This window comes from Candidatus Thiodiazotropha sp. AKAK2 (assembly GCF_058244685.1).
This window is the reverse complement of the sequence record NZ_JBSYOP010000036.1, coordinates 77,878-95,691: the sequence shown is the minus strand read 5'-3', so window position 1 is coordinate 95,691 and position 17,814 is coordinate 77,878. Positions and strand designations below refer to the sequence as shown.

Sequence of the window (17,814 nt, the reverse complement as noted above, 5' to 3'; positions counted from 1 at the left end):
TAAAGTGTTAAAAGCGCCAGGAAGATCACAGCTTAATCTTAAAGATAGTGGTAAATTATTCCCAATTACCCAAAAAAGGTGAGCTTAATGAAGCGTATCTCCAATCTGCTATCCCCTATCGTGCTAACGATACTACTGACACTTGCACTGATCTCCTGCGGCGGCGGTGGAAGCAGTGACAGCAGCTCAACATCTGACGACACAAGTTCTGCCACATCTGAACGCACCGGTACAGTAGGCATTCTGCTGACAGACAAGCCGGCAGACCCGGATCTATTCCTATCCATGAATGCAACTATTGAGCAGGTTGAGTTGCTTGGGCCTGAGGGAGAGGGCTCGGTGGTGCTCTACGACGATACGCCACAGACGGTTGATCTGTTGAGATTGAGAAATGAATCCATTCCTTTCACCTTTCGGGATGATGTGCCTGTTGGCACATACTGCAAGATTCGTTTGATACTCAGCGATCTTGAGCTGGTGCTGGTTGACGATACTCCGGATGATTTGACGGACAATGAAACTCACCGTCCCAATCTGCCCGGTAACGGAAAACTCGATCTGGTGGTGCGTGGTTGTTTTACGGTTGATGAAGGTAATGTGATCACTGTGCAGGTCGACCTGGATGGCGGGAATTCAATCCATATTGTGGAGAACAACCAGGGATATAGCTTCAGGCCGGTAGTCTTCGTCGATGTACTTGAAGAGGGTTTCGAGAGCAAACTGGTACGCTTGAGTGGTGAGATCAGTGAGGTCATGCCGGAAGAGAACGCTCTGTTACTCTGCGATGCTCTGCCAGTACAGGGGGCGAGTAACATGGAATGTGTTGAGGTGCGTCTGGGAGATGACAGCGCCTTTTTCGATAACCTGAACTATACCGGTACACCCAGGCCGCTTTCGGAACTCCTGGTTGAAACCATGGTGGGTCAACAGATCACTGTCATCGGGAAGCCGGACCACCATGTGGCTTCCTCAACCTCTGTGGATATTCCTCCGGGGCATCTGCCACCTCCAGGTGAATGTCGTCTGTGGGAAGAGGGTGTGCCCCCGGGTCTACAGTCAGCTCCTGGTGATTGTGAAGAGCTGGAAGATGATGTGTCAGATGATACCGTGTTGGTTGATCATGATGGTGTTGTGGGCGAGCGATATCATCCGCTCATGGAAGTGGATGCGCTGGTTGTTGAACTGGGTGAGTTCTTTCAGTTGGAGGGGAGTGTAAACCGGGATTCCGATACCTCAGGATTTGCCATGACCGTTTCTGCAGGTGATGGATTTATCGCCGGCACCTTGCTGGAAGTTGTGCATCAAATTGGTCAATCCGGGATTAACGGTACCCGGGTGGTCTCTAAATCGGGTGATCTGCTAACCCCGCTTGATATCCTGGTACCGCGCCAGGTTCAGATCGATGGTGTTGTGGATTCCTCCGCAACAGAAGATACGCTTAATGCCGCCTTGGTCATCGTTGATACGGAATCCGATGATGAGGATTCTGAGCGGAGTGGCCAGATCACTGGTACTGTCGTCTCGGCAGGTGCTGATGGTTTTGTGCTTGCACCCACGACAGACACGGTATGTGGCGTGGCGACCACGGACCTGCAAGTCACCCTTGCAGAGGATGTGGCAATTATCACGGTTGTGATTACCGACACCGTCAGTGAAATTACCCAGGGTGGCACCATTCAAGCCGGGCAGAGTGTCGGTGTCGATGGCAGTTGCAGTACGGATGGTTATTTGGCAGAGAGTGTAGCGATCGTTGATGATCAACGCGATTTATAAGTCGTGATGATTACTGCTTGTTGCCGTTGACAACATCATAAACATCGGCAACATGCAGTAAGCGGGATCCGCTCGCAACGGCCTGTTCGAGCATCCACTCCATCTGTTGCGGTGTGCAGTTATAGTCTCCTGGGTTGTCGTCCACGCCATGGGTATAGCAGACCAGCCACCCGCCGGACGTCACCGTTGTGTGGATCGCTTGATGATTTGCTGCCCAATCGAAGTTGTGGTTATAGATGCTGGTCCCTCTCAACAGATACAGGTCGGTACCCTTTTGATTGATGCCGGGTCTTGAACTACGAGGGGTTTTGTCGTGTTGGGATAACCGCCTCTTGCTCTTGAAGTCCACCAGTTCGCATGGGTTGGAGAAGCGCTCGATCGGTTTCCTTCCAAGCCGGATGAGAACTAGGGCCTGTTAACACGAATCCAATAGGCCCTGCTGGGAACATCGTCAAAACCGAGGCTGATGGTCGCCTGGTAGATTTCGATATCACGACGGTTATTGAAGAAGGAACCGTAGAGTCAGGTTTTCGATTCTTTTAAGGCATTTCTGATGACTGACATGATTTACTGTTCCGAACCGTCTCTATAAAAGTCTGTGTCGACCGCCTTGTTGTCCGTGTGGCCAGGTGCCTATCGGGTTTGCGAGGCCAAGGGCAGGATGAAACCAATACCACTGCCAAAAAGCGGATTTAGTCCCTATCAAGCCAATGCCTGATTCAATATGCTATCGTGCCGGTATTGAAACACTACATGAGTGTACAGATCAGGCTCACTGGGTATACTGCTTGCCGGCGTTGCCGGTTGCGTAATTTCTGGTCCCTTACTGCCTGGATTCCCAATCGCTTATTGTACTCATTGACCGGGTTGTCTATCGCTCCGCTGTGTATGGGAGTTCGATAATGATTGGAGGTGGTTGCCAGCCATCTGAGCTTGTACCGGTTCCGGTTGTGTGCTCAGGCTAAGAGCGTGTGAGACCCTAGAGTTGGAGGTGGAGATGAAGTTGCTAATGTTGATTGGCTTGATGTTGCTCAGTACTAATCTGAGCCTGGCCTCGGAAGTGGCGGAAAATGACCCGGTACGTGTATTTACCTCGGAAGAGTCATTCGAAGACCTGGTAGAAAACATAAAAATGGCGATTGTCGATCAGGGCTTGCTGGTCAGTGGAACCCTGCATGTCAGTGATATGCTTAACCGCACGGCGGCTGATCTTGGCTATTCAGAGATTTTTAGCAAAGCCGAATCGGTTGAGTTTTGCAGTGCTTTGATTTCACACAAGATGGCCCAGGCAGCTGCGGAGAATATCGCCATCTGCCCATTCACCATCGCTGTTTATGTAAAAAAGAGCGAACCTGAAAAAGTCTATGCCTCTTACCTTGCTCCCAGGCTGATGGGGGATCGTGGTGAGGTGTCTGAGGATATTGTTGAGTTGCTCGAGACTATTCTGGAAGAGTCCTTATAAAACAATAAGTTATACAAAGCAGACTGCACAAAGCTGATCCTGGACGGGAAACAAAATCCTAAAAATTTGTGCGATCGTGCATATGTTGAAATAAATTCAAGGACATCAATTACTTGCCGTAATAGAATAATAACCCGAAGTTATGTCGGGTTTTTTAGGGTGTGGACAACGGGGTTTCACTTGAGACCAGTTCTACTAACAATTAGGGACACCCATCCGGGCAGATTGGAGAATCTTAGGAATGTCAGAAGTTTATCAAGTCATCTATAGCGGTAAATTACAGCCCGGTGCAGATGAGGCCCGCCTGGTCATGCTCTTCAGTGAAAAATTCAAACTGGGTCAGGAGAAGGCGCAGCGACTGATCAAAAGTGGCCGGCCAATTACCCTTAAGAAGGACCTTGATCTGGAGAAGGCACTCAAGTACCGGGAATCACTTGAAAAACTGGGCATGGTTATCACCATCGATCCGGATCCGGAACTGCTCACTGCCGAACCATCGGAGCTCACCCTCGATAGCTACAGCGGTGGTGATGATGAGACTACCGAGGTTCTGGATCAATCCGAGATTCATCGGGAACGCTGTCCCAAATGTGGTTCAGGCAACATGCAGTTGGGGATCTGCCAGGATTGCGGCATTGTGGTGGCGAAGTTTCTCGCTGCCCAGGCTAGAGGTGAGGTATCAGAACCTGAGACTCAGGTGGTTCGTCAGGATGATCCCTACACGCCACCGGAAGCGGATCTGGAAGAGCCCGGTGAAGGTGGTATGGTCGGTCCAAGATCGGTTTCCGCCAGGCGTGGATTCAGTTGGGTGGCAGAGGGCTGGGCGTTTTTCAAAGAGGCTCCCTTCGCCTGGATGATTGCGCTGGTTCTGTGGGGTGTGGTCAATGTGCTGGTTGCCATGGTGCCGTTCGTCGGTGCCATTGCCGTTACCCTGCTGGCGCCCACATTGGTGGCCGGTTTCATGATCGGATGTCGAGAACAGGAGGAGGGTGAGTCGTTTTCGCCCAGCCATCTGTTTGCCGGTTTCAGCCATAATGCGGGGCAGTCGATCATGGTCGGACTGTTTTATATGATCATTTCCGGTGCGATCGTCATCACCATGATGGTTACCGTGTTCGGCTCCCTGGGGACTGTGTTTCCCCAGATGGGTGAGATGGATGCCGCATCGGCGATGGCTGTCACGACGCCGATGATCGCCAGTTTTGCAGTCGGGATGATTGCCTTCGTGCTGCTGCTGATGGCCTACCTGTTTGCACCGGCATTGGTGGCGCTGGATGATCTGAGTGCCTGGCAGGCCATGAAAATGAGCTTCATGGGGTGTCTGAAGAATCTGTTACCACTCACTTTCTACAGTATTCTTGCGCTACTGTTGTTTCTTTTGAACGGTCTGTTTATGCTCTTGTCTCCAGTATCAGTAGTGCTTGCAGGCATACTCTTCGGGTTGGGGCTGCTGATCCTTTTCCCAGTACAGATAGGCGCAATCTATTCGGCTTACACGGATATCTACTACGACTGAAATGTGGCACAGGTATGAAGGAAAGGATTCCTGATTCCCCTCTTGATACCCTCAGGCAATATGAGATACCTGAAGGGGTAACACTTCATCTACGAGTTGCCGGACCGGTGGTGCGCGCTTGTGCTTGGGCGATCGATGCGCTCATCAGAACCTTAATCTACCTCTCTCTTGCGATGCTGCTGGGTTACCTGGGTGGGCTGGGTTTAGGGGTGATGCTGATCGGTTTCTTTCTGATTGAGTGGTTCTACCCGGTGGTATTTGAGCTGCATAACGGTGCCACCCCCGGTAAACGGACGATGGGTGTTCTGGTGATTCAGGAGAATGGCACGCCAGTCACCCCGGCTGCCTCGGTGATTCGCAATCTGCTGCGCAGTGTGGATTTTCTGCCGTTTCTCTATGGCGTCGGGCTGGTAACCATGCTCAGCAATCGCAGCTTCCAGCGGTTGGGGGATCTGGCCGCCGGAACGCTGGTGGTCTATCGTGATCAGAGTATTGAGCGTATGGATCCGGCAACTTACACAGCCCTCAAACCGCCGATGGATCTCTCTGAGGAGGAGCAACTTGTGATACTGAATTTTGCCGAGCGACGAGAGACTCTCTCTGAAGAGCGCCGGCAAGAGTTGGCAGAGTTGCTTACCGCGCAGACCGGTCTGCAGGGTGTGGCGGCTGAGCAGGCCCTGTATGGTTATGCCAACTGGATTCTCAAGGGACGCTGATGAAGCAACAGCAGTTCGAACTCGAAAATCAGCCCTTGTGGAATGAGATCGAATCCCTGATCGAAGATCTGCAACGCAAGCGCCAACATCGACAGCTGAGCAAACAGCAGCATCTTCAGTTTCCACTCCTCTATCGCAAGCTTTGCAGCCACTATGCACTGACCCGCAGTCGAGGTTTCAGTCCGGCTCTGGTGGATCAGCTGCACACGCTGGTGTTGCGTGGGCATCCGCTGCTCTACCGCTTCAAGGGGGAGTGGGGGTGGCGAATCCTGCAATTTATCTTGAGCGGATTCCCCCGGGAATTAAGACGACAGAAAACCTATTTTCTAATCTCCCTACTGGCCTTCCTGTTGCCTGGTTTGATTATGGGAACGGCCTGTTTTCTCAATGACGACCTGATCTATAGCGTGATGAACGAGGCCACCGTCGCAGAGATGGAGCAAAACTATGACCCGGCGAATGATCGACCCGGTCGGTCAACCGAGCGCAGCTCGGATACGGATTTCATGATGTTCGGTTTCTATATCATGAACAATATCGGTATCGGCTTCCGTACTTTTGCTTCCGGGATTGTGTTCGGTATCGGCTCTCTGTTTTTTCTTCTGTTTAACGGTCTGGTCATTGGTGGGGTGGCTGGCCATTTAAGCCGCCTGGGCTATCACGATACCTTCTGGCCCTTTGTTTCCGGTCACGGCTCTTTTGAGTTGACTGCGATTGTGATCTGCGGTGCAGCCGGGCTAATGCTGGGGCACGCCCTGTTGGCGCCGCGCCAACAGACACGTCTTCAGGCGCTGAAAATGCGGGCGCTGGAGGCGCTGCCACTGGTGATGGGGGCGGCTTTGATGCTGCTTTTTGCCGCCTTTATCGAGGCTTTCTGGTCATCCAGTTCTGTGGCTGTTGCGACAAAATACAGTGTCGCAGCGATACTCTGGGCGGTGGTTGTTCTCTATCTGGTGTTTATGGGGCGTAACGATGGATCTGGATAGAATCGCTATCAAGCTGCGCCCGCGGGAGAGCTGGGAAGGTATCGACCTGGGTTTCACCATGGCCAGACAGTGGTTCATCAAACTGTGGCTGATCTGGCTGTGCAGTGCATTGCCGGTGATGTTGCTGCTGGTTGTCCTGCCGCTGCCCTTGTGGCTGGCGGGTTTGATTCTATGGTGGCTGAAGCCGGTCTATGAGCCACCTCTGCTTTACTGGATGAGCCGCCGTGTGTTTTCGGAGACGATCAGCTTGCGGGGGGTGTTCAGTGATTGGAGAAGAATCGTACTGCCCCAGTTGATTGCCATGCTCAGCTGGCGCCGATTCACGCCGGCCCGTTCCTTTTTCATGCCGGTGGTTGTGCTGGAAGGGTTGCGGGGTGAACGACGAAAGAAGCGGATCAACGTACTCGCCAAAAACAGTGGCGCCGCCTCCTGGCTGACCGTGGTCGGGATCCATTTCGAAGTGATTCTGCAGTTTGGGTTGTTGGGATTGATCCTGGCCCTGATACCGGAAGATCTGTTGTGGACCGATTGGCAAAGCTATCTGTTTGATCCCGATCCTGTCAGTGAGTGGTTGCACCATCTCACCGCCTTGGCGGCCATGTCGCTGATCGCACCATTCTATGTGGCGGCCGGATTTGCACTCTACCTGACGCGACGCAGCCAACTGGAGGCCTGGGATCTGGAGCTGGGATTGCGCAGGATGGCGCAGCGACACGAAACTCGACCTGTAACAATGCGCAATATACTGCTGGCCTGTATTGCACTTATGTTCATCGGTGTCTCTCTGCCTGAAACGGCACAGGCCGTGGAGATGAGTCATCAGGAAGCCAAGAGTCTGATTCAGGAGGTGTTGTCTGAGGATGCCTTCGGCGAAGAGAAAACGGTGAGCTATTGGGAATACGTGGGCGAGGAAGAGAGCCAGTCAGAGGAGCCCGATAGCGCATTTTTTCGCTGGTTGGCATCGATAGCCGAGTCGATCGCCTTTTTGGGCGAGTTACTACTCTGGATTGTGGTGATGGCTCTGCTCTTCTATCTGCTCCACTGGTATTTTAATAACAGATCGACACTTGGCGGCTCGGTTGTTGAGCTGCGTGACAGACGGGCGACGCCGACCATTGTGGCCGGTCTGGATCTGCGGCCTGAAACCATGCCTGACAATCCTTCAGTCAAAGCACTTGAGATGATTGACCAGGGACGCTGCAGAGAGGGTGTGGCACTGCTCTACAGAGCCACCCTTTCCCGTTTGGTGCATTACTATGCGTTGCCGATCAAAGCGGGTGATACGGAGGGGCAGTGTCTCGACAGGAGTCGTACTCTGCAGATCCCCGGTCTGTTTGACTATTTGAGTGAGTTGACCGCTATTTGGCAGAAGCTAGCCTATGCACAGCATCAGCCACAGAAGAATCAATTGGTTGATCTTTGCCATGCATGGATTGAACATTTTGGTGGTCGCGATGCGGGATAATATGAAGACTGCCCTGCTACTGCTTGCACTGTTGGTTATGCTCGGTACTCTCGGCTGGCTCTGGTTTGAGAAAAATTTTGAGCGTCGCGAAAAGGTGGTAAGGAGTACCATGAGCCTCGAAGCCAGGCGCAATCCCATGTTGGCTGCCGAAATGTTTCTGAGCCGCCTTGGTCTGTCGGTTGAGAGTAGAACGGGAAGAGAGTATCTGATCCAGCCACCTGAAGATCGGGGATTGTTGCTGGTGCGTGATCTGGGGCCTCCATTGACCGAGAGTGCCGTGACCGACCTCCTCGCATGGATAGAGCAGGGTGGCCATCTGCTGGCTGCACCTAGTGCCCAGTTGGCGGTGGCTGGCAAGCATAGCTTGCTGGCTAAACTGGGTGTCTCCCTGGTCGATGCGGATGAGAGAGAGGAGGGGGATGAGGTGCTTGCGCTCGATCTCTCGGCCCAGGTTGAAGGGCTGCTGGTCGATGTTGACATGCCAGATCGGTTTGTACTGGACGAAAGCTCCGAAGCCGTCAGACCGCTGGTTGAGGATCCTCGTTATCTGGTGTTTCCCTGGGGGGCTGGGTTTATCACTCTGATCAGTGACAGCGGTATCTTCACCAACAGCCGGATTGGTAAATTTGAGCATGCCCGTCTGCTGGCCCATCTGGCACCGGTTGGTGATCCTGTCTGGCTACTGCACAGTGCGCAGATGCCGTCACTGCTCAGTTTGGTCTGGCGCTGGGCGCCTCACCTGGTGGTGACCCTGGTGCTTCTGGGATTGTTTTCGGTGTGGTGGATGAGCCGGCGCAGTGGAGCGATCTTGGCGAGTAAAACATCAGACCGGCGGGATCTGTTGGAACATCTGCAGGCCAGTGCTGAATTTGCCTGGCGTAACGATCTCAAGGCCGGATTGCTGGAAGGGGCCCGGCATCAGGTTGAAAAGCGCTGGCTGAGCGCACATCCACTCCTGCTACAGCTCGATCAGGAGGCGCGTTGTGATTGGCTGGCCAAACGGACCGGTTTGAGTGCAACGGTAATTTTCAAGGCCCTCTATCCTGAAAAACCGGACACCGTGCAAATGATCAAAAACAGTATCAATCTGCAGCGATTACTCGCTGCGTTACACCCAGACAGGAAAGTGAAATAGACATGCATGACAAAACCTCCTCCCCTCAGGACAGGCTTGACCGGGCCAGGCAGCTGGAGAGTGAGATAGCCCGTGCGGTGATTGGACAGCAACAGGTGGTCCATGAAGTGGTGTTGGCCCTGTTCGCTGCCGGTCATGTATTGGTGGAGGGGGTTCCGGGATTGGGTAAGACCCTGTTGGTGAGAAGCCTCTCGGCGGCAATACAGGGTGAGTTCAGCCGTATTCAATTTACCCCAGATCTGATGCCCAGCGATATCTCAGGGCATATCATGTTCGATATGAAGAGTGAGAATTTCCGGGTTCGCAAGGGGCCGGTGTTCTGTAACCTGCTGTTGGCGGACGAGATCAATCGCTCACCGGCAAAAACCCAGTCAGCCCTGCTTGAAGCGATGCAGGAGCAGCAGGTGACCATCGAAGGCAGGACCTTTCCTTTAACCGCTCCATTTCTTGTGCTGGCCACCCAGAATCCGATTGAGCAGGAGGGGACCTACCCCCTGCCTCAGGCTCAGTTGGATCGTTTCCTGCTGAAGGTGTTTATCGACTACCCGGCAGAGGACGATGAGCAACAGATGGTCAAACAGATCACCGATGGTCGGGTCGGAGACCAGCTCGATACCTCGACGATACGGCCTTTGATGAGTGCCGAAGAGATACCGCAGATACAGAACCATGTGGCCAGCCTGAAAGTGGATGATGAGATCATCAACTATGCGGTGAGGCTGATCAGGGCAGCGAGGGATTGGAACGGTATTGAAGCGGGGCCAGGGCCGCGGGGTACGATCTCCCTGCTGCGGGCCGCCAGGGCGGAGGCCTTTCTCGGCGAGCGGGATTTTGTCACGCCCGACGACATCAAGCGTGCGGCGCTGCCGGTATTGCGCCATCGGGTTCGCCTGACGACCGATCTGGAAATAGAGGGCTACCGACCGGAAGATGTCTTGAAGGATCTTCTGGACAACCTGCCGGCACCGAGAAAGTGACACCCACACGTCGTTTGATCTTTGCCTTGGGGCTGCTGGTTCTGCCGGCGCTGCTGGCAGTCTGGTATCCCGATTGGGCTTATGTCTGGGGTGCAGGTGCGGTTTTACTGCTGTTTCTGGCTGCGATTGATCTGTGGTGGGTGCGACAAATTCCACGCCCGGGGGTGGAGCGTCTGTTGCATACGACGATACCGGTCGGTGTCTGGACCCGGGTTCAACTGAAACTGGAGAGTCGTTTCTCACGCAACCTGAAGGTTACCGTACATGATCACCACCCAGCGGATTGTGATGTCAGGGATCAGCCGCTCACCCTTGAATTGCCGGCGCAACGCCAATTGACCATCAATTATCAGATCCTGCCAAGAAGTCGCGGCGATAAACAGTTTGCCGGTGTTGATCTGGTGATCCATTCAAGTTTGAAGTTGTGGCGGTTGAAACGGTTTATCGATCACCAGACCAAGGTAAGGGTCTATCCCAATTTTCGAGAGATTGCCCATTTTGCGCTGTTGGCGACGGACAATCATCTCAGCCAGATGGGGGTCAGACGGCGTCAGCGCCGGGGAGAGGGCAGTGATTTCCATCAGCTCAGAGAGTATCGGCTGGGTGATGCGTTACGCCAGATCGATTGGAAAGCCAGTTCCCGTTATCGCCGGTTGATCTCCAAAGAGTATCAGGATGAACGGGATCAACAGCTGGTGTTTCTGCTCGATTGCGGACGCCATATGCGTCACCGGGATGAACAGGGAGCCCACCTCGATCATGTACTGAATGCAATGTTGTTGTTGAGTTATGTGGCTGAGCGTCAGGGTGATGGGGTCGGTTTCCTCAGTTTCGGCGGCATCGACCGTTGGCAGCCGCCGATTAAAGGTGGCGATCTGGTGCGACGGATACTCGATCGCAGTTACGATATAGAGCCTACCCTGGAGGCTGCCGACTATCTCTCGGCGGCCCGCCAATTGATGTCACTGCAAAACCGCAGGGCGCTTCTGGTGATACTCACCAACAGTCGTACCGAAGACCAGAGCGAATTGCAGAAGGCGGTTTCGATTCTGGCGAAACGGCACTTGGTGGTGATTGCTGATCTGCATGAGGCAAGCCTGGATCAGGTGCTGGACAGACCGGTCACGGATCGATCGGGAGCGCTACGCTTTCAGGCGGTGGTCGACTATCTTGGCGAGCGCAGAGAGAGCCATGAGCGACTGCAGTACCGGGGTGGCCTGGTGATCGACAGTCGCCCTCAGCAGCTGCCGATCAATCTGGTGAATGCCTATCTGGATGTCAAAGCCTCAGGAGCTTTGTAGTTGTCGGCTCGCTACTGTTTTCAGGGAGGAATCCTATTGGGCAACTTAAAGAACCGTAGGCACTGTACCGGTTTGCTGGAATTGGTTATTTGATTCGTCCGGGTTGCTGCTGATCAAGCCATGTTGCCTCATCCAGGCGGGTGTCGGGATCCATGCATGATGGCTGGCCGGATAACCCGCTTCGCTTATCTGTCTCACCGGCTTCAGATTCCTAACATATTGATTATACAAAGGTAGGCATACTCCCGCTGAAAGTAATATACTAAGTCGCTCGACTGTTAACCTGTTCGCCAGTTTAATAGTTACGGTACCCTGAAATGCGGCTTTGGTGCGCGGTAACTGCACGATATTGCAGGTGTTGAGAGAGCCCTGGTTCTGCCAAATATAACGTAAAGGCGATCGATGTAATGGAGACTGAAGAGGCTAAGCCTAAGAAACGCAGCAGAGGTATCTATCTGCTGCCCAATCTGTTTACTACGGCCGCACTGTTTGCCGGTTTCTATGCGATTCTGGCCGCCGTCAACGGCAAGTTCGAAGTGGCTTCGGTGGCGATCTTTGTCGCCATGCTGATGGATGGTCTGGATGGTCGGGTGGCCCGACTGACCAAAACCCAATCCGCTTTTGGTGCCGAGTATGACAGTCTTTCGGATATGGTCTCATTCGGTTTGGCGCCCGCTCTGGTGGTCTATATCTGGGCGCTCAGTGATCTGGGTAAACTGGGTTGGCTGGCGGCCTTTATCTATACCGCCAGCAGTGCCCTGCGTCTGGCCAGATTCAATACCCAGATCGGCATCGCCGATAAAAAGTATTTTCAGGGACTGCCCAGCCCGTCTGCTGCCGCAATTATGGCCGCTGGGGTATGGCTCGGTGTGGACTATGAGGTCTCCGGCCAGAGCCTGGATTGGGTGGCTGCTGTGCTCACCACTCTGGTGGGATTGCTGATGGTCAGTAATTTCCGCTATCACAGCTTCAAGGAGATCGACTTCAGCGGCAAGGTGCCTTTCATTGTGCTGGTCGTGGTGATGGTGGTATTGGCGATTATCCAGACCCATCCCCCCACTGTACTGTTTGCCCTGTTTCTGGTTTATGCCATCTCCGGACCGGTACTGACCCTCACCCAGCTGCGTAAACACCGGGAGGATCGAGTTGCCACCGACCAGGATAGTGAAGCTGAGCAGAACAGAGATTGATTCTGCTGTGCAATCCCCTGGTGCTGGGTTATATTCGCCGGGTCAATAACGAGCCGCGTTCAGCCGCCCGATTGCATTCTCTGTTCCTGGCATGACCAGGATCGGATAACATACTATTCTTAAAACAGATTTTTCTAGGATTTGCTGGGGCCAGCCGGACTGGTGTTAACAAGCCCTGAGTTAACTATTTTGTGAGCAAGCTACCGGGTTTGAGACCTGCCTGGCAGTAGGTCCCCCTGGCTTGCCGGAGAGAAGCATGAGTCAAGCCGATCAATTGATCATTTTCGATACCACGTTACGGGATGGTGAACAGAGTCCCGGTGCATCCATGACCAAGGATGAGAAGGTCCGTATCGGCAAGGCTTTGGAAAAGCTGCAGGTGGATGTCATCGAAGCGGGCTTCCCGATTGCCAGTCCGGGTGATTTCGAGGCGGTTTCAGCGGTAGCCAATGTGGTCAAAGATTCCACCATCTGCGGCTTGGCCCGCGCCTTGGATAAGGATATTGACCGCGCAGGCGAAGCTCTCAAACATGCCAACTCCTCACGTATCCATACTTTCATCGCCACCTCGCCGATTCACATGCAGCATAAACTGCGGATGAATCCGGATCAGGTGGTAGAGCAGGCGGTATTTGCGGTCAAACGGGCCCGTAAATATACCGATAACGTGGAGTTCTCAGCCGAAGATGCGGGACGTTCCGAGATCGATTTCCTCTGTCGCATCTTCGAGGCGGTCATCGATGCGGGGGCGCGTACACTGAATGTGCCGGATACGGTGGGCTACGCCATGCCCCATCAATTTGGTGAAATGATCCGGCAAATGCGGCAGCGCATACCCAATTCCGATAAGGCCGTCTTCTCCGTGCACTGCCACAATGACCTAGGACTGGCGGTAGCCAACTCCCTCTCGGCTGTCAGCAATGGCGCACGCCAGGTTGAATGTACCATCAATGGTCTCGGCGAACGGGCCGGCAATGCCTCACTGGAAGAGATCGTGATGGCGGTGAAGACCCGTCAGGATGTCTTCTCCTGTGAAACCCGGCTGGATACCACTCAGATCCTCAGCTGCTCCAAACTGGTCTCGAATATCACCGGCTTTCCGGTTCAGCCGAACAAGGCCATCGTTGGCGCCAATGCCTTTGCCCATGAATCCGGCATTCATCAGGACGGGGTGCTGAAATCCCGTGAAACCTACGAAATCATGCTTGCCGAAGATGTGGGCTGGAGCCAGAATCGCATGGTGCTGGGCAAGCATTCAGGACGAAATGCATTTCGCACCCGTCTGGAGAGTCTGGGGATCAGCTTCGAATCTGAGGAAGAGGTCAATGCGGCCTTCTCCCGCTTCAAGGATCTGGCCGATAAGAAACATGAGATCTTCGATGAGGATCTGCAGGCACTGATGACCGACACCAAGACCGAGTCCTTCAACGAGCGGATCAAACTGGTCTCTCTGAAGGTCTGTTCCGAAACCGGAGAAATCCCCAAGGCGGATGTCACTCTGAGTCTGGATGGGGCGGAAGAGCCAGGTACTGCGGTCGGTGGTGGGCCGGTGGACGCCACCTTCAAAGCGATTGAAAGTATCGTCAGCAGTGGCACCGAGCTGCAACTCTACTCGGTGAATAATATCACCAGCGGCACGGACGCCCAGGGTGAAGTAACGGTCCGGCTGGAGATGGATGGACGTATCGCCAATGGTCAGGGTGCGGATACCGATATCGTGATCGCTTCGGCCAAGGCCTATATCAATGCGGTGAACAAGATCATGATACCGATCACCAAAGCCCACCCGCAGACTGGTGATGTGTAACGGCAACCAGCCAGATACAGACCTGAGCGATGGATGAGCTGAGACGCCAAGACTACCTACGGATGATGGGTGTAACCCAGTGGCGACTGCGTCAGACCGATTCTCATGAAGCGATACATCAACCCGCTGTGGAAGCTGAAGTAGAAGTTGGCGTGGCGGCGCAGCCTGCTGTGGCTAGTGATCCGACTGGATCGTCTGATCCTGTGCCAGCGGCAGTGGATCAGTCCGACTGGCTGACGCTCCGGGAACAGGTAACAACGTGTCGGCAATGTGGCTTACGCGCCGGTTGCAGCCAGACTGTGTTTGGCGTTGGCAATCAGCAGGCCGAACTGCTGGTAATCGGTGAGGCGCCCGGCGCGGATGAGGATCGTCAAGGGGAGCCCTTTGTCGGCCGTGCGGGACAACTGCTGAATGCCATGCTGCTGGCCATGGGATTCAAACGGGAGGCGGTTTTTATTGCCAATATTGTCAAATGCCGGCCACCTGACAACCGGGACCCCGCGGCAGAAGAGGCGCTGGCCTGTCAGGACTTCCTGCTGCGACAGATCGGGTTGATTCAGCCAAAACTGATTCTCTCGGTTGGTCGAATCTCTGCCCAGAATCTTCTCAAAACGGATATTGCGGTGGGTAAGTTAAGGGGGCGTGTGCATACCTTTGGCGAGACCGGTATCCCTCTGGTGGTCACCTATCATCCAGCCTATCTGCTGCGCTCACCCGAACAGAAGGGCAAGGCCTGGCAGGATCTGCAACTGGCTCTCTCGGTGCTTGGGCCTGTCGGTAAGGCCCAGGGTCAATCCTGACCATGAGCGCTCTGGTCACCGATCCTCTGTTGGCTATACGTCCAATGCGGGAGGAGGATCTGGCACAGGTCTTCGCACTAGAGATTGAGGTCTACCCTTTTCCCTGGACCGAGGGGATCTTCCACGACTGCCTCAGGGTGGGATACTCATGCTGGGTGCTCACCATGGACGATCAGGTAATCGGCTATGGCGTGATGTCAGTTGTGATCGATGAGGCCCATATTCTGAATATCTGCATTTCACCGGAGTGGCAGAGGCGCGGGCTGGGTGAAAAGCTGCTGCGGCGGTTGATCAAAGTAGCGGAGCAGCATGGCGCAGAGACCGTGTTTCTTGAGGTTCGAGTGAGTAATCAGGTGGCACTGCGATTGTATGAAAAGACCGGCTTCGTCGAAGTCGGTATGCGCAAAGCTTACTACCCTAATCACAACGACGACCGGGAGGATGCACTGCTACTCTCCCTCGAAAGATTCAGCGCTAAATGATTTCGTCGATGGTGGAGGGCGTGCTGTGGAGCGTTGCACTGCTTGAGACACCGTTGAATGCAGCAATTGCCCGGCTGTTGAATGGAGCCTCAATCAGCCGCCCCTGATCCCGCTCTTCTGCCGTACCATTGGATTGATTCTGTTGTGCCAACTCCTGCCGTCGGGCAGCACCGATTTCAGCCCGCGCCTGAGATGCCATGGCCGCAGCCTGTGCAGCGACCATTCTGTCCTGAGGGGAGGGGTCTGCCGGCGCCAAAGCGGCACGCCGCAGGGTCTCTGACTGGCGTAGTCGCTCTTCTGGGGTGCCGGAGTAGGAGGCGCTGATCGACACTTCGCCACCGACGGCATAACTTCGGCCATCCGGACCGGTCTGATAGGTGAAGCTGCCCCCGGATACCATGCCGGCGGCTGCGGCGCGATGTGCCGCTTCATGAGCCCTCACCTGCCGGTCACGCTGTTGCAGCTCTCTGACCTGAGCCTGCTCTTCCTGGGTCAGTTCGCTGCTCTGATTGGTCTCCCTGACCGGTCTTTGGCTTTCATTCTGTTTGCTTTCCGCCGGGGCAGTAGTCTCTCCAGATCCCATGATATGGGGCTGTTCCCGACTCTCGACCGACACCCTTCCCGTTAGCTGGGATTGGCTGCCAAGCATCGATATTCTGCCGATTGAGAGGTCCATAGCACCTTATTAAATCTATTTACCCAATTAAATTATATCTACTGTTTGGGGCTCGGTATGAAAACGGTTGTACAATTTTTGAAATTCAGCATCAATTTAGGCGGTTTATTCCTTAGAATCATGGATAAACGGCTCCACTATTCAAACGATGCTTAATTTATAGTTCACTGGCATGCATAAGCAACACGTTATCTCGATCACCCGATACAGAGTGATGCTGAGGTGTTTGCGTTGGCGTAAAGCAACAACCAGAGGCGGGAAGTCAGCTGTATTGTTGTGTTGGCCCTAAAAATGAACTGCTCGTCGGTTATTTAAGTGAACAATGTTTTATTTGATCTGTCAGTTGTTACGAAGCGTGCTTTACCGCGAATCGCAACGGCTGACCGGACCCCGAAAGACGATAAACCGTTAGTCCTTACAATTCAGCACCCTGAATTGTGCAGATACCCGCGCTAGTTGGATTACCGTGGCTCAGGCAGACAGGCTCTCCTTTACGGAGGGTTGTTGACTGGCCATCATCCTGGTCTGAGCTCTGACCAGTCTGGACATGGCATTGATGTCCCGATCGGAGAGAGAGAACGCGGCATCCACCCAGTGATCGGCAATATCGTTAAGCTCCTGCTTATCCAGCGGCATAACCCGATTACGCATATTCAAAACCGCTTTACGGGTGATGTTCGATCTCTTAAGGCGCCGAATAAACTGTCGTAACGCTTCATCAAGCCTATCCTTTTCGGCAATCATATCGACGATGCCCATCTCGTAGAGCTTCTCTGCGGTATAGCCTTCCGCATTGACGATCATCTTTTCAACCTCTGCAGGAGCGATCCGTCGAGAAAGGAATGAATAGGCTCCCATGCCGGGAAACATGTTGAATACCACTTCCGGGAATTTAAACTCGCTCCCTTCCACGGCTATGATGTAATCACTGGAGAGCGCAGCCTCGAAACCGGCACCCAATGCCGTCCCGTTCACCAGTGAGATTGTAGTGACATTGTTCATGCCCAAGTTGCTGTAGTTACTGTAAAGTACATCGATACTCAGACGGGCGTATTGCGCTAGAGTCTCCCGATCGTTGTTTTTAATACAGTCGACAAAAAAAGCAAGATCACCACCCAGATTGAATACGTCGGGTACATCCGATGTAAAGATCAGGTAGTCTACTGGCTGATGAGCTCGATTATTCATACTAAATTGGTTGGTTAATCTTTTTTGAAAGGAGTCGATATCCCTAAGAAGTTGTTGAGAAAAACAAGGTATTTCGCCTGGATCCATAGCAAAAAGTTGAGCTTTAATATCTTCCTGATAGCTAATGTTCAGCGTTTTATAGCCGTGTTCAATTATTTCGATTGTCTGAGTAGGTGCAAGCATGATGATATTCTCCTTACTTGTGAGTCCACTGAAATAACTGCCATACTCTTGTGGGCAACTAACAATAACACAAGGATTTCACGACACTTAACTTAGTAAATAGTGATTTTTGAATGTGATTCATCCCAGGTTGTTACTTAATCGTAAACCAGTGGTG

16 protein-coding genes are annotated in these 17,814 nt (G+C 53.4%); 13 read left to right on the top strand and 3 right to left on the bottom strand.

The features are described from left to right. Positions 1-87: 87 nt before the first annotated feature. Positions 88-1,773: a DUF4382 domain-containing protein gene (locus AC4IE8_RS18515; protein ID WP_490791681.1), complete on the top strand. Its 1,686-nt coding sequence runs from the start codon at positions 88-90 to the stop codon at positions 1,771-1,773. Positions 1,774-1,783: 10 nt separating this feature from the next. Here AC4IE8_RS18515 and AC4IE8_RS18510 read toward each other — a convergent pair whose 3' ends face one another. Continuing rightward, positions 1,784-2,122, bottom strand: coding sequence for a hypothetical protein (locus AC4IE8_RS18510; protein WP_490791680.1), 339 nt, complete (start codon positions 2,120-2,122; stop codon positions 1,784-1,786). A 648-nt stretch (positions 2,123-2,770) separates the two neighbouring features. Here AC4IE8_RS18510 and AC4IE8_RS18505 point away from each other — a divergent pair. The 12 genes from AC4IE8_RS18505 (at position 2,771) to rimI (ending at position 15,610) form a co-directional block, all read left to right on the top strand. Further along, positions 2,771-3,235 carry a DUF302 domain-containing protein gene (locus tag AC4IE8_RS18505; RefSeq protein ID WP_490791679.1) on the top strand — a complete coding sequence of 155 codons (465 nt, stop codon included), beginning with the start codon at positions 2,771-2,773 and terminating at the stop codon, positions 3,233-3,235. A 241-nt stretch (positions 3,236-3,476) separates the two neighbouring features. Continuing rightward, on the top strand, positions 3,477-4,751 hold the full coding sequence (locus AC4IE8_RS18500) for a BPSS1780 family membrane protein (RefSeq protein ID WP_490791678.1): 1,275 nt from the start codon (positions 3,477-3,479) through the stop codon (positions 4,749-4,751). 14 nt (positions 4,752-4,765) lie between these two features. Next, a complete protein-coding gene (locus AC4IE8_RS18495; protein ID WP_490791677.1) occupies positions 4,766-5,467 on the top strand; it encodes an RDD family protein in 702 nt (233 codons plus the stop codon). Beyond that, a complete protein-coding gene (locus AC4IE8_RS18490) occupies positions 5,467-6,453 on the top strand; it encodes a stage II sporulation protein M (RefSeq protein ID WP_490791676.1) in 987 nt (328 codons plus the stop codon). The genes AC4IE8_RS18495 and AC4IE8_RS18490 overlap by 1 nt, the downstream gene beginning before the upstream one ends. Then, positions 6,440-7,918, top strand: a complete 1,479-nt coding sequence (locus AC4IE8_RS18485) for a DUF4129 domain-containing protein (protein ID WP_068987966.1) — start codon at positions 6,440-6,442, stop codon at positions 7,916-7,918. The genes AC4IE8_RS18490 and AC4IE8_RS18485 overlap by 14 nt, the downstream gene beginning before the upstream one ends. Beyond that, positions 7,878-9,053 carry a DUF4350 domain-containing protein gene (locus AC4IE8_RS18480; RefSeq protein ID WP_068987967.1) on the top strand — a complete coding sequence of 392 codons (1,176 nt, stop codon included), beginning with the start codon at positions 7,878-7,880 and terminating at the stop codon, positions 9,051-9,053. Before AC4IE8_RS18485 ends, AC4IE8_RS18480 begins: the two co-directional genes overlap by 41 nt. A 2-nt stretch (positions 9,054-9,055) precedes the next feature. Beyond that, the gene (locus AC4IE8_RS18475; RefSeq protein ID WP_490791675.1) at positions 9,056-10,030 is read left to right on the top strand and encodes an AAA family ATPase; all 975 of its coding nucleotides are present in this window, start codon (positions 9,056-9,058) and stop codon (positions 10,028-10,030) included. Beyond that, entirely contained in the window at positions 10,027-11,331 is a 1,305-nt protein-coding gene (locus tag AC4IE8_RS18470) for a DUF58 domain-containing protein (RefSeq protein WP_068987969.1), read from the top strand. The genes AC4IE8_RS18475 and AC4IE8_RS18470 overlap by 4 nt, the downstream gene beginning before the upstream one ends. A gap of 407 nt (positions 11,332-11,738) precedes the next feature. Further along, the gene (gene pssA / locus AC4IE8_RS18465; protein ID WP_068987970.1) at positions 11,739-12,521 is read left to right on the top strand and encodes a CDP-diacylglycerol--serine O-phosphatidyltransferase; all 783 of its coding nucleotides are present in this window, start codon (positions 11,739-11,741) and stop codon (positions 12,519-12,521) included. Positions 12,522-12,777: 256 nt separating this feature from the next. Further along, a complete protein-coding gene (locus AC4IE8_RS18460; protein ID WP_068987971.1) occupies positions 12,778-14,328 on the top strand; it encodes a 2-isopropylmalate synthase in 1,551 nt (516 codons plus the stop codon). Between the two features lie 29 nt (positions 14,329-14,357). Continuing rightward, a complete protein-coding gene (locus tag AC4IE8_RS18455; protein ID WP_068987972.1) occupies positions 14,358-15,128 on the top strand; it encodes a uracil-DNA glycosylase in 771 nt (256 codons plus the stop codon). A 2-nt stretch (positions 15,129-15,130) separates the two neighbouring features. After that, complete coding sequence (gene rimI / locus AC4IE8_RS18450) at positions 15,131-15,610, top strand: ribosomal protein S18-alanine N-acetyltransferase (protein WP_068987973.1); 480 nt, start codon at positions 15,131-15,133, stop codon at positions 15,608-15,610. Here the strand turns inward: rimI and AC4IE8_RS18445 are convergent. Beyond that, entirely contained in the window at positions 15,603-16,259 is a 657-nt protein-coding gene (locus AC4IE8_RS18445) for a putative metalloprotease CJM1_0395 family protein (RefSeq protein ID WP_071891730.1), read from the bottom strand. The genes rimI and AC4IE8_RS18445 overlap by 8 nt on opposite strands. A 498-nt stretch (positions 16,260-16,757) precedes the next feature. After that, positions 16,758-17,657: a crotonase/enoyl-CoA hydratase family protein gene (locus AC4IE8_RS18440; RefSeq protein WP_068987975.1), complete on the bottom strand. Its 900-nt coding sequence runs from the start codon at positions 17,655-17,657 to the stop codon at positions 16,758-16,760. Positions 17,658-17,814: the final 157 nt, after the last annotated feature.